The sequence below is a fragment of the Staphylococcus sp. HMSC072B07 genome (genome assembly GCF_001815505.1).
Classification (GTDB): domain Bacteria; phylum Bacillota; class Bacilli; order Staphylococcales; family Staphylococcaceae; genus Staphylococcus; species Staphylococcus simulans.
The window spans coordinates 104,259-117,154 of sequence record NZ_KV820902.1 but is presented as its reverse complement, the minus strand read 5'-3'; the positions used below and the strand labels follow the sequence as shown (position 1 = coordinate 117,154).

The 12,896-nt window shown below is 37.2% G+C and carries 13 protein-coding genes; 8 read left to right on the top strand and 5 right to left on the bottom strand.

The features are described from left to right. Positions 1 to 41: 41 nt before the first annotated feature. Positions 42 to 962 carry an FAD:protein FMN transferase gene (locus HMPREF3031_RS04100; protein ID WP_002480184.1) on the bottom strand — a complete coding sequence of 307 codons (921 nt, stop codon included), beginning with the start codon at positions 960 to 962 and terminating at the stop codon, positions 42 to 44. 115 nt (positions 963 to 1,077) lie between these two features. Next, entirely contained in the window at positions 1,078 to 1,767 is a 690-nt protein-coding gene (locus tag HMPREF3031_RS04095) for a zinc-ribbon domain-containing protein (protein WP_002480185.1), read from the bottom strand. 315 nt (positions 1,768 to 2,082) lie between these two features. On the opposite strand from HMPREF3031_RS04095, the gene HMPREF3031_RS04090 reads away from it, so the two are divergent. Beyond that, positions 2,083 to 3,135 (top strand): 2,3-butanediol dehydrogenase, encoded by a 1,053-nt coding sequence (locus tag HMPREF3031_RS04090; protein WP_002480186.1) that lies wholly within the window; start codon positions 2,083 to 2,085, stop codon positions 3,133 to 3,135. A 147-nt stretch (positions 3,136 to 3,282) separates the two neighbouring features. Here the strand turns inward: HMPREF3031_RS04090 and HMPREF3031_RS04085 are convergent, their stop codons facing one another. After that, complete coding sequence (locus HMPREF3031_RS04085; RefSeq protein ID WP_002480187.1) at positions 3,283 to 3,705, bottom strand: cupin domain-containing protein; 423 nt, start codon at positions 3,703 to 3,705, stop codon at positions 3,283 to 3,285. Between the two features lie 208 nt (positions 3,706 to 3,913). Between HMPREF3031_RS04085 and HMPREF3031_RS04080 the strand changes: the two genes are divergently transcribed. The 5 genes from HMPREF3031_RS04080 to HMPREF3031_RS04060 all read left to right on the top strand — a co-directional run bounded on the left by HMPREF3031_RS04080 (position 3,914) and on the right by HMPREF3031_RS04060 (position 8,915). After that, a complete protein-coding gene (locus HMPREF3031_RS04080; protein WP_002480188.1) occupies positions 3,914 to 5,407 on the top strand; it encodes a catalase in 1,494 nt (497 codons plus the stop codon). A 45-nt stretch (positions 5,408 to 5,452) separates the two neighbouring features. After that, the gene (locus HMPREF3031_RS04075) at positions 5,453 to 5,779 is read left to right on the top strand and encodes a hypothetical protein (protein ID WP_002480189.1); all 327 of its coding nucleotides are present in this window, start codon (positions 5,453 to 5,455) and stop codon (positions 5,777 to 5,779) included. Between the two features lie 250 nt (positions 5,780 to 6,029). Continuing rightward, positions 6,030 to 6,404, top strand: a complete 375-nt coding sequence (locus tag HMPREF3031_RS04070; protein ID WP_002480190.1) for an APC family permease — start codon at positions 6,030 to 6,032, stop codon at positions 6,402 to 6,404. Next, positions 6,367 to 7,749 (top strand): NAD-dependent succinate-semialdehyde dehydrogenase, encoded by a 1,383-nt coding sequence (locus tag HMPREF3031_RS04065; protein ID WP_002480191.1) that lies wholly within the window; start codon positions 6,367 to 6,369, stop codon positions 7,747 to 7,749. The genes HMPREF3031_RS04070 and HMPREF3031_RS04065 overlap by 38 nt, the downstream gene beginning before the upstream one ends. Positions 7,750 to 8,066: 317 nt before the next feature. Then, entirely contained in the window at positions 8,067 to 8,915 is an 849-nt protein-coding gene (locus HMPREF3031_RS04060; RefSeq protein WP_002480192.1) for an SAM hydrolase/SAM-dependent halogenase family protein, read from the top strand. A 203-nt stretch (positions 8,916 to 9,118) separates the two neighbouring features. On the opposite strand, the gene cstB is transcribed toward HMPREF3031_RS04060, so the two are convergent. Together cstB and HMPREF3031_RS04050 are read right to left on the bottom strand one after the other, a co-directional pair. Then, on the bottom strand, positions 9,119 to 10,456 hold the full coding sequence (cstB, locus tag HMPREF3031_RS04055; RefSeq protein ID WP_002480193.1) for a persulfide dioxygenase-sulfurtransferase CstB: 1,338 nt from the start codon (positions 10,454 to 10,456) through the stop codon (positions 9,119 to 9,121). Between the two features lie 37 nt (positions 10,457 to 10,493). Next, positions 10,494 to 11,549: a DsrE/DsrF/DrsH-like family protein gene (locus HMPREF3031_RS04050; RefSeq protein ID WP_002480194.1), complete on the bottom strand. Its 1,056-nt coding sequence runs from the start codon at positions 11,547 to 11,549 to the stop codon at positions 10,494 to 10,496. 150 nt (positions 11,550 to 11,699) lie between these two features. Between HMPREF3031_RS04050 and cstR the strand changes: the two genes are divergently transcribed. Both cstR and HMPREF3031_RS04040 read left to right on the top strand, forming a co-directional pair. Further along, a complete protein-coding gene (cstR, locus tag HMPREF3031_RS04045) occupies positions 11,700 to 11,960 on the top strand; it encodes a persulfide-sensing transcriptional repressor CstR (protein WP_002480195.1) in 261 nt (86 codons plus the stop codon). Continuing rightward, a complete protein-coding gene (locus tag HMPREF3031_RS04040) occupies positions 11,960 to 12,715 on the top strand; it encodes a sulfite exporter TauE/SafE family protein (RefSeq protein ID WP_002480196.1) in 756 nt (251 codons plus the stop codon). The genes cstR and HMPREF3031_RS04040 overlap by 1 nt, the downstream gene beginning before the upstream one ends. Positions 12,716 to 12,896: the final 181 nt, after the last annotated feature.

Below are 12,896 nucleotides of genomic sequence, written 5' to 3'. Positions count from 1 at the left end.
TTCACATGGTGATTTAAGCATCGAATCACCATGTGATTATATTAAATTAATGTAAGGTGCGTCATGCGTTGTGTTGTGAAGACTTCACCATCTTTACTGATAATCACCGCTTCAATACCAGGAATTTCATTCAACACCGCAATCGCTTGATTAATCGACATCGCAAAACATACGGTTGTCCAAATCTCTCCATCAATAGATTGATCAGAAACAATCGTTATACTAGCAATGCCCCCTTCTACTGGATAGCCCGTTTTTGAATCTAAAATATGGTGATACAGCTTGTCACCTTTATAGAAATAACGTTCATAGATACCAGAAGTCACCACAGATTGACCTGCGATTTCTACTACACCTACTAATCCTCCACGTTCAGAATCAGGTTGTTGAATCCCTACTGTCCACTTATCTTTATTTATAGGATGACCAATCGTTAAGACATTACCACCTAAATCAATAATGCCTGTTTGTACACCTTGTGAGACAAAGTAATCTTTTAATCGATCCGCAAAGTAACCTTTCGCAATGGCACCTAGATCAATTTCCATCCCTGGCACTTTTAAATAAACTGTATATGCTTCATGATCTAATACTACATTTTCTGGTTGGATTTTTTGTAAACGCTCTTGAATGTCAGATTCATTTGGTAATTGAGCATCTTTAAAACCAATTTTCCATAATTTAACTAATGGCCCAATCGTCAGATTGAACTTAGAATCAGAAGACAGACTGACCGCATGTGCTTGTGCAATCAATTCAAATAAATCTTCATCTACTTGTACAGGTTTAATGCCTGCATTTTGATTTACATGCATTAAATCTGATTTATCATCATTTGCGCTAAAGCGTTTTTCATAGTCTTTCAACATCTCTTCAGCATGGTTTAATAGTACTTCCGCTTTAGGATGTTCAATTTGTAGGGTAATACGTGTCCCCATGAGGTTTAATACTTTCTGTTTCATTTCAGCAACTCCTCAATACATAACGATAGATTTATCTTTATACTATCAAACTCTCTTTCATTCTCGAAATTCAAATTAAAAAACGACATTCCTTTTTAAGAAATGTCGCTTTAAATTAAATCTGCGGAATATTTTCAATGGCTTCAATCATATTGTCTTTTGTATATACCTTAATACTGAATCCATTATCTTTCAGCGTATCGTAATACCATATACTTCCATGGTCTATATCGGGTGCGTTATGAAAACTTGTAAACTCAGTTTCAGACATATGAGATGGAATCACAAAGACATGATCAATTTTATTGTCATTATCATAGCTGACACCCATATCGCCATATAATTCAACTTTGTTTCCACGAACTTCTTTTGTACCTTCTGGTTTACCGAATGTACTTTGTACATCTGATTTAGATTGACCAATTTCAAAGCCTTTATAGCCATGCGTATTCGATGATTTCATAAAGTTTTGACTAAACTCCGTTGAATTCACATTGACTGAGATTTTATCTGTGTCTGGCAAGTTATGATGTTTAGCTTGTTCATGACTATTTGCGCTTTGTTGATGGTTTCCTGAACCTCCGCTATAGAAATAAAAAGCAAGATAAGCGCCGCCTATGATTAAAGCTAAGATAACTAAGCCTAACAGACTCCAACCGATGACTTTCCAAGGTGAAACTGATGTACGCTCGTGTAGAATTTCAGTACGTGAAAATTCATGATAATCTCTGTTTTCTTTACCGCAATTTGTGCAATAGTGTTCATCTGGTGCTAAAGGTTTCCCACAGTTTGTACAGTACTTCATAACGCTTTTCCCCTCACGTTTATTGTTATCTTTATTATAGTTGATAAAAACATACACTGCTATATCATTAAATATTCAATTCAACTTTTTACCTTAAATTGTATTAAACGTTACGCTTTCACGCACTATTTCAACTTAATATCAATCTAACCAAAAAACATTGTTCCACGCATAAATTAGCGATATAATTATGTTAAAGAAAGCCATTTCATCCAAGCGTCACAAGGCTTTAGACAAGTTACCCAGCATCAAGATATTCACAACAATTCCAATCAATTAACCTATTGGAATTATAGAAAGGGAGCGTTTTATTTTATGAAAGCAGCTGTATGGTACGGACAAAAAGATGTACGTGTTGAGGAACGTGAAATCAGACCATTAAAAGACGATGAGGTACGCGTTAAAGTATCTTGGACAGGTATTTGTGGAACAGATTTACATGAATATTTAGAAGGACCTGTATTTATCGCGGTCGATGAGCCAGATCCGTTATTAGGTCAAAAAGCACCTGTTACTTTGGGTCATGAATTTTCAGGTATAGTCGAAGAAGTAGGTAGTGAAGTTACTGAATATAAAAAAGGTGATCGTGTAGTAGTTAACCCTACTGTTTCTAAACACGAAAAAGAAGAAAACATCGATTTATATGATGGCTATTCATTTATCGGTCTAGGTGCAGATGGTGGTTTCGCATACTACACTAATGCACCTGAAGGTAATGTATACCGTTTACCTGATAACGTATCAGCTAAAGAAGGTGCTTTAGTAGAGCCTACGGCAGTAGCTGTACAAGCCGTTAAAGAAGGCGAATTGTTATTTGGTGATACAGTAGCAGTTATCGGTGCAGGACCAATTGGTTTATTAAATGTCATCGCGGCAAAAGCTGCTGGAGCAAGTAAGATTTTTGTATTCGACTTATCTGACGAACGCTTAGCAAAAGCTAAAGAAGTCGGTGCTACTTACGCAGTAAACTCTGGTGAAGTAAATCCGGTAGAATTCGTTCGCGAACACACTGAAAATGGTGTAGATGTCACATTTGAAGTTGCTGGTGTAGCTGCTACATTAGCGCCATCTATTTCTATGACACGCCCACGTGGCACAGTCGTTATCGTATCTATTTTCAGTCATCCAGTACAATTTGATCCAATGCAATTAACAAACACAGGTGTGAAATTAACATCAACAATTGCTTACACACCAACTACTTTCCAACAAACGATCGATTTAATCAGCGAAGGCAACTTAAATGTTAAACCAGTCGTTACAGATGAAATCGAATTAGAAGATATCGTTGAATCTGGATTTGAAAAATTAGTCAGCGACAAATCACAAGCTAAAATCTTAGTAAGATTAAATGGTGACCAAGCATAATAAAATAATAGGTATATCCAGTTAAGGTAGGGAGCACAGTCTTCCTGCCTTTTTATATTGAGTATATATTACTCTTTCTTTCAATTTAAAAAACGACACTCCTCTTTCAAGAAATGTCGTTTTCCTCATATATGATGATGTGTGTTATTAATGTTCGTTCGGATCATTTTCTGCATCTTGGTGTGTTTTGTGTACAGTACCGAATTTATGGTCTGGACCACCGTAGATTGAGTAAAGTTTTAATGGTTCGTCACCTTTGTTTGTGACGTTATGCCATGTATCTGCAGGAACGATAATCGCATCGTCAGGGTTGACTTCTTTTTCGAAATTCAAATTGTCTTCTGTTGGACCCATTTGGCATAAACCTTTACCTTGTTCAACACGTAGGAATTGTTCAATACCATGGTGGATTTCTAAACCGATGTCATCTCCTGGTTGAATTGTCATTAATGTAACTTGAATATTTGAACCAGTCCAAATGGTAGTACGATAGTTTTCATTTTCCAATGTCATACCTTCGATATTATCTACTACTGGTTTGTTACCTTGGTCTTCAAAATTATAAGTCATTTTAAAACCCTCCTTGATTTAATGCTTACATTTATATTGTACTCCGTTTTAATTCATTGAAACGACTTTTATAAAGAGTTCACAAATTCTTCAAGAACAGTTATTAATTTTTTCAAAGAACGAGTGCTATTCTTTAACAGTTTTTTAATGCGTCATGCTACAATCAATGTAGATAGATTAGAATCATTCTAAATAAGGAGAGTTGAATATGAGTAAAGACAAATCAAAATTAACAGGTCTTTTCGGCCATCCCGTAGGAGATCGTGAAAATTCAGCAACAGCTGGTCCACGTGGTCCATTACTAATGCAAGACGTATATTTCTTAGAATTATTAGCACACTTTGATCGTGAAGTTATCCCTGAACGACGTATGCACGCTAAAGGTTCAGGTGCATTCGGGACATTTACAGTAACTAATGATATTACACAATACACAGATGCGAGCATCTTCGCAGAAGTCGGCAAACAAACACCTATGTTTGCACGTTTCTCTACAGTAGCTGGTGAACGCGGTGCAGCTGATGCTGAACGTGACATCCGTGGCTTCGCATTAAAATTCTATACAGATGAAGGTAACTGGGACCTTGTAGGTAACAATACACCTGTATTCTTCTTCAGAGATCCTAAATTATTCCCAAGTTTAAACCACGCAGTGAAACGTGACCCACGTACAAACATGCGCAGTGCACAAAACAACTGGGACTTCTGGACTTCATTACCTGAAGCATTACATCAAGTGACAATCTTAATGTCTGACCGTGGTATTCCTCGTGGCTATAGACACATGCACGGTTTCGGCTCACATACGTATTCTTTATTAAATAAAGATAACGAACGTGTATGGGTGAAATTCCACTTCCGTACACAACAAGGTATTGAAAACTTCTCACCAGAAGAAGCAGAACAAGTGATTGCGAAAGATCGTGAATCATCTCAACGTGACTTATTCGAAGCTATCGAAGAAGGCAACTTCCCTAAATGGAAAATGTACATCCAAGTTATGACAGAAGAACAAGCACGTAACCACAAAGATAATCCATTCGACCTAACTAAAGTTTGGTTTAAAGATGAATATCCATTAATTGAAGTCGGTGAGTTCGAATTAAACCGCAACCCTGACAACTACTTCATGGATGTTGAACAAGCAGCATTCGCACCAACTAATATTGTACCTGGTATCGACTTCTCACCAGATAAAATGTTGCAAGGTCGCTTATTCTCTTATGGAGATGCTCAACGTTACCGTTTAGGTGTTAACCACTGGCAAATCCCAGTCAACCAACCTAAAGGTGTAGGTGTTGAAAACTTATGTCCATTCGCACGTGATGGTCAAGGTCGCTTCTTAGACGGCAACCAAGGCGGTAAAACACATTACTACCCTAACAGCACAGGCGCAATGGAAAGCCAACCAGGTTACAAACGTCCACCAATGGATGTCGTAGATGGTCCAGCTTATGAATACGACTACCGTGAAGATGACGACAACTACTTCGAACAACCAGGTAAATTGTTCAGATTACAAACTCCTGAACAACAAGAACGCATCTTCCAAAACACAGCAAATGAAATGGAAGGCGTAACATTAGAAGTAAAAGAACGTCATATCCGTCATTGCTATAAAGCAGATCCTGAGTATGGTAAAGGTGTCGCAAAAGCAATGGGTATCGACATTAACAGTATTGATTTAAATGCTGAAGACTAAGCCGATTATTTCCTAGGCAATATATAAAGAAGAGGTAGCTTATTTATGATATTAGATAAAGTGAACCCAAATGACCTATTTCCAACCGAGTCACAACAAGCTTCAGTATTAGGCAAAATGGGTTATCCAATGAACGGTGAAATTAAAATCTTTGAAGCAGCTTACATCGCCACGAATGAACGTTTGATTTTAAACGTAGATATGGCTGGAGAGTTCTATTATCGCAACATCGCATACAATGAAATTAAAGCGATTGAACTCACAGAAGACACATTAAGTCTGACATTTGAAATTGGCACATTTAAATTAACTGATTTCAAACAAGATGAAGCTGAAAGCTTCAAAGCCTATGTTACATCGCAAATAAAATAACTTTTAAAAGTTTTAGTGCAAGATCGAAGCACTACGAAATCGAAGCACTACTAATTCTTTTAATAAAAAGAAGAAGCTATCATCTTTTCCGGATTGATAGCTTTTTTATTTTGTTTATATTGGAACATGAATTTTTCAATTTTAATCATTTGTCGGCTTTTCTGAGGGTGTTTACAAATTCTATTGTTTTCCAATAGTTTAGGTAAAATCATATAACTGATTCTTAAACTTGGTGGCAATGTTTGGGGGAATGCGCCTAAGTAAATCACCCTATTATTTTTATCCAGCTTTAGTGTGGATTGTGGACGCTGGGGGTATTGGAGTAGTAATTGGTTATTTATTGGTTGCACTCTCTTTCTTAAAGTTAAGAAAAGCAGCACCAGATTTAAAACGACCTTATAAAATCAAGAATGGTAAAGCAATAGGTGTCATCGCAATTATTTTAAGTTTATCGTTCATCATTATTTACTTGCCAGGAATGCCATCTTCATTAATATGGCCTTCTGAATGGCTAATTGTCTTTGTTTGGTATGGAATTGCAGCGATTTTATATTATATACAAAAAAGGAAAAATAAGGTGATAGAAAATGACAAAATTAGAAGTTTTGAACCCAGCAACGAATGAAGTGATTGAAACACTTGAGTATACGGATGAAGCTACAGTGAATAAACAAATAGAAAAAGCACATGATGCCTTTCTATCTTGGCGTGAAGTAGATGCCCACACACGTTCTGAGAAACTATGGGCTTGGTCAAAATTAATTGATGAACATAAAGAGGAACTCGCTGAACTGATTACAAAAGAAGGCGGTAAGCCTTTAAAAGAAGCTCTAGGTGAAGTTGATTATGCACGTTCCTACGTTGATTGGTATGCAGAAGAAGCAAAACGTCTATATGGACGTACTATTCCAGCAAATTCCGCATCAAAAAAGATCATTGTTCAATCTTTCCCAGTCGGAGTTGTCGGTGCGATTACACCTTGGAACTTCCCTGCAGCTATGATTACTCGTAAAATGGCACCTGCTTTAGCTGCAGGTTGTACGATTGTATGTAAACCAGCGGTACAAACACCACTGACTACAATTCGTTTAGTAGAACTAGCACATGAAGCAGGCATCCCAAAAGATGCTATTCAATACGTTATTATATCTGGTAAAGATGCTGGACGTATTTTTACTGAAAGTCCAATCATTCAAAAGATTACCTTTACAGGTTCTACACCTGTCGGCAAGAAATTGATTGAAGGCGCTGCTAGTTCTGTTAAGAATGTCACTATGGAACTCGGTGGTCTAGCACCCGTAATTGTGCACAAAGACGCAAATATTGATGATGCAGTCGATCAAACAATCGCAACTAAATTCAGAAACGCCGGTCAAACATGTATTTGTGCCAACCGTATTTATGTACATGAGGATATTGTCGATACGTATGTAGATAAATTAATACAAAAAGTACACGAATTAAAAGTAGGTAACGGTTTAGATAAAGGAGTAGACGTTGGCCCATTAATTAACCAAGATGGAGTAGATAAAGTCGTTCATCAAATTAAAGATGCAGAAGCTAAAGGCGGACAATTATCTCGTTCATTGGATGAAATTGAATCACTAGGCGGCAATTTCTTAAAACCAGTCGTCATTTCAAATGCGAATCAAGATATGGAAATTATGCATAAAGAAACATTTGGTCCTGTAGCGCCTGTTATGGCTTATGCTGATTTAGATGACGCAATCAAAATGGCGAATGACACTGAATTCGGTTTAGCTGCTTATTTCTTTACTAATAATTATAAAACTGGTTTCTACATCTATAATAATCTAGATTACGGTGTTATTGGATGGAACGATGGCGGCCCTTCTGCTGCACATGCCCCATTCGGTGGTATGAAAGAAAGTGGTTATGGCAGAGAAGGCGGCATTGAAGGTATTCAGCCATATTTAGAAACGAAATATTTATCTATCGGCGATATGTAAACTAGTTAAAAAACAAGTAATAAATCAAGTCTCAAATAAAAAGTCGGTGAAAACCTTAAGTGTTTTCATCGATTTTTTATTGAGCCTATACGTACTACTAAAAATAATATTACCAATTAAAGTTAAACGCCTCCTCAGTTTTAAAGCTGAGAAAATTTAAATACTAAGCGTATTTTTATATTGAATTCCTAGTATTTTAAAAGGATATTGACTTTCATATGAAAAGGGCATAATATAGGCATACGTTTAAAGTTTTCAGATTTTTTAAATAATAAGTCCGTCATCTGAAGAATCACACATTAGAGGAGAGAATAAAGATGAGTAACAACTTAATTTTACAATCAGATTTTGGTATAGAAGACGGTGCAGTCAGCGCAATGAAAGGTGTTGCACGTATGGTCAGTGACAATATCTTCATCAGTGATTTAACACATGACATTTCACCTTATGATATTTGGGTGGCTTCCTATCGTCTCTACCAGACTGTGAAATACTGGCCAAAAGGCACAGTCTTTGTTTCTGTCGTTGACCCTGGTGTAGGCAGTGATCGCAGAAGTATTGCCTGCTTGACCAAAACAGGTCACTATATCATTACACCAGATAACGGTTCACTGACACATATACTGCATTATGAAGGCATTGAATCAGTCATTGCGATAGATGAAGTCAAAAGTCGTTTACCGCATTCTGAAGAAAGTCATACTTTCCATGGTCGTGATATTTATGCCTATAATGGTGCACGCTTAGCTGCCGGTCAAATTGAATTTGAAGATTTAGGCCAGTCTATTGATTTAGACTCAATCAAACAACTTCCAATCAACGATTCTAGACAAGAAGGCGATACACTCATCGGTTATATTGATGTCTTAGATATCCGCTTCGGCTCTCTATGGACCAACATTCCACTTTCTTACTTTAAAGAGAATGATATACACCATGGAGATAACCTGATTGTGACCATTTATAACCGTGAAAACAAAGTCTATCAAAACATCATGAAATTCGTACGTTCTTTTGCGGACGTCAACATTGGTGAACCTTTAGTTTACATTAACTCACTCGTTAATATAGGCGTTGCGGTCAACCAAAATTCATTTTCTAAACTCTATCATATTGGCACAGGAAATGACTGGCGTATCGAAATAACCAAAGGACCAACCTTCTAACCTCTACTAGTGATTCTTATAATGATTAAAATATAGTTGAATAAATGTAAAAGGAGAACTATCACTTAACAATAAGTGCAGCTCTCTTTTTTATATTGCTTGATTCACACAAGATGACTTCTTAGACATCTCAAAATATAAAAAAACCGAACACCCTTAAACGAGTGCTCGGTTAGACTGGATTTTACCTATGCAATGATTACTTATTTTTTAAGAGAATCTGGAATTGCTTGGTAACCTTCTCTTACATTAATCACATTTGTGAAGCCTTTATTTTCTAAGACGCCGACTGCGATTGAACTACGTACACCTGATTGGCAATGTACATAGATTGGCGCGTCTTTATCAAATGGAACATCCGCATCTAGTAATTTACCGTGTTTGATGTGTTTCGCTTGGTCAAGGTGACCTGCATCCCATTCATCATTTGTACGTACGTCTAATACATTTTCTTCTTTACCTGTCATGTCTGCACTGTGTACAGAAGGTGTCATGACATCGTATTTCGGTAATCGATAACCTGCGACACGATCATAACCGATTAATTGAAGTTGGTAAGCTGCTTGTTGTACTAAGTCGCGGTCACCGATTAAATCGATGTCTTTGTCGTAGTCAAGATACCAACCGATTTGGTTAATGAAGCCTTTATCGAATGGAATATTGATTGTGCCGTATTCATGACCACCATGATACGCTGAGCGTGAACGTACGTCGAATGCAAGACGGTCTGAGTCAAGACTTGGATATACATCATATGGTGTATATAAGTCTGTTCCCATTTGGTTGATATATTTCATATGACCGAAATGATGTGGTGGATCAGGTTGTTCTGAAGTGAGCTGTTTCACGAATGCTTCTTTATCATTCACATTGAATGCCCAGTTGTTTACACGTTCATAACCGAGTGTAGATGTTGGGACAGCACCTAGTGATTTACCACAAGGACTGCCTGCACCATGACCGGGCCAGATTTGGATATAGTCTGGTAATTCACTCACTGATTGAATAGAATCATACATTTGTTTCGCACCTTTTTCAGTTGTGCCTTCAACTTGTGCTGCTTTTTCTAATAGGTCTGGACGACCGATATCGCCTACGAAGATGAAGTCACCAGTAAAGAGACCCATCGGTACTGAAGAGCCACCGCCTTTATCAGTGAGTAAGAAACTGATACTTTCTGGTGTATGACCTGGTGTGAATAACACTTCAATATCAATGTTACCTACATCAATATGATCATGGTCTTTCACAAATGTTGTGTTTTCAGGCATATTTTTGTAGCCGAATTGTTCTCCGCCTTCAGCTGAGACATACACTTGTGCGTTTAAGCGTTCAGCTGCATCACGGATACCTGATGCGAAGTCAGCGTGAATGTGTGTTTCAGCTGCTTTAGTAATTGTGAAGCCTTCATCATCTGCGACTTCAATATATTTAGATAAGTCACGTACTGGATCGATAATCATTGCTTCTCCTGTACGTTGACAACCGATTAAATAAGAGGCTTGTGATAATTTATTATCATAAAATTGTTTGAAAAACATTCTAAAACTCCTTTACTTATTTGTGTTTTGTCTCTCTTTAGATAAATAAGTTATGGCTTGCGTTTTGTGTGTCACCGATATAGCTTCCTACACCGCCGTATGACACTTCGTCACGTAATTCTTCTTTTTCAATGCCCATGACATCCATACTCATTGTGCAGGCAATCAATTTAATATCTTGTTCGATTGCTTTATCTAACAATGCTGGAAGAGAATCCACATTTTTCTTTTTCATGACATAACGCATCATTAAGTTGCCTAAGCCGAACATATTCATTTTAGATAACGGCATTTTCACTGGTGTTTTCGGCAACATCATATCGAACATTTTTGCGATACCTTTTTTCTTCACGTTCGCTGGATTTTCTTTCTTCAACGCATTTAATCCCCAGAATGTGAAGAAGATTGAGACGTCACGACCTGCTGCTTTCGCACCATTTGCGATAATCAACGCAGCTAATGCTTTATCAAGCTCTCCGCTAAATAACACGATTGTTGTACCGTTTGCGGAATGTGAAACTTCCATTGCTTTTGGTTCTTCTTTTTGAATAATTGCTGTGACTTTTTCGTCATCTTGGTTAATACGTACTAGGGTATTACCTGTTTGTTTCACCCAGCTTTGAATGTCACTGTAGAAACCTGGGTCAGTAACTGTTGCTTCAACTTGATCACCTGGTTTAAGTTGTTTCATTTCTTGGCTTAAGTTCATGATAGGACCAGGACATTGTAAGCCACTGTAGTTTAATTGTTTGCGGTTATCTTTTACTTTCGTTTCTGTACTTTCTTTAACTTCTGTATTATCGTCACCTTCACTATAAGCCACATAACCGCCATCTAGATTTACAACGTCATAACCTTGTTTGTCTAGATACTCTGCAGCTTTTAGACTGCGTTTACCGCTTCTACAATAAATATAGTACGTTTTATCTTTCTTCTTATCGAACTGTTCTATTTGATCGACTGGATATAATTCCGCACCTTTAATGTGCCCGTCTGCGTATTCTTCAGGTGTTCTGACATCGATTAATTGTCCATCTTTTGCTAAACGTTCAAAATCTTGATTACTGAATTCATTAATGTGTTGTGTTTTCATATACTCCCGTGTTGCCTCCCTTTCAAAAATACCTATAGGGGTATCTTAAAGCCTTTCAGGATAAATGTCAAATGCCCTATGGGGTATTTGACAAAAATTCTTTTTCCAACTACAATAAAACTACTCAGTCTTAATATGGGGGTATTATGAATGAATTATGATCAAAAAATGATTAATCGTATTAAACGTTTACAAGGACAATTGAATGGCGTCGTGAAAATGATGGAAGAAGATAAAGATTGTAAGGATGTTATTACACAATTAAGTTCTTCTAAAAGCGCATTACAACGCTTAATGGCAGTAATTGTCAGCGAAAATTTAGTAGAATGCGTTAAAGCAGCAGAAGATAATAACGAAGATTCACAAGCCTTAATTGAAGAAGCAATCAACTTGCTTGTGAAAAGTAAATAATGGATATCGTGACTTTAATTACGATGCTCCTTATCGGGGTATTTGGCGGTTTAGTTTCTGGAATGGTCGGTATAGGTGGCGCAATTATTATCTATCCCGCTATTCTAATCATTCCGAGCCTTTTAGGCCTTCATACTTACACGCCTTATCTCGCTTCAGGACTCGCATCCAGCCAAGTATTCTTCAGTACACTCAGCGGTTCGATTAAAGCGAAAAGCAATCCAGAATTCTCATTAAAACTCGTACTGTACATGGGTGCTAGCACACTAATTGGGAGTACAGTCGGTGCTTTCTTTACACAATGGTTCAGTACGACTGCAGTAAATATTGTTTATATCGTGGTCGCAATTCTTGCGTTGGTGTTATTATTCATTAAAGTGAAACCGCAAGAAGGCACACCACACTTAAACCGTATGTTACTCATCTTATTCGGCATTGGTATCGGGGCCATTTCTGGTATTGTTGGTGCAGGTGGCTCGTTCATGATTATTCCAGTCTTGCTCGTATTCTTTAAATTACCGATGAATACCGTCGTCGCAAACAGTATCGTAATCGCATTTATCTCATCTATCGGTTCCTTTGTGATTAAACTCTTCCAAGGCTTTATTCCTATCGCAGATGCGATTCCTTTAGTCATTGGTAGTATTATCTTCGCACCGATTGGTTTAATGATTGGTAAGAAATTACCAAGTGTCGTTCAAAAATGGATTATCAGTATATTAATAATCATCGCAGTCATTCAATTAATCTTTTAAATAGATGCCAAGTTCTGATATAGAGCTTGGTTTTTTATTTATACATATAGGTATCAGGGTATAAAATAAGCGTCCATATAGGTGTAACCCCCTATTTAAATCAATAACTCAGGGTTAAACTTGTTTCTGTGAAGTTTTACGCTAAAATTAATAGTGAAGCGTTAAAACTACCTAGCTATAT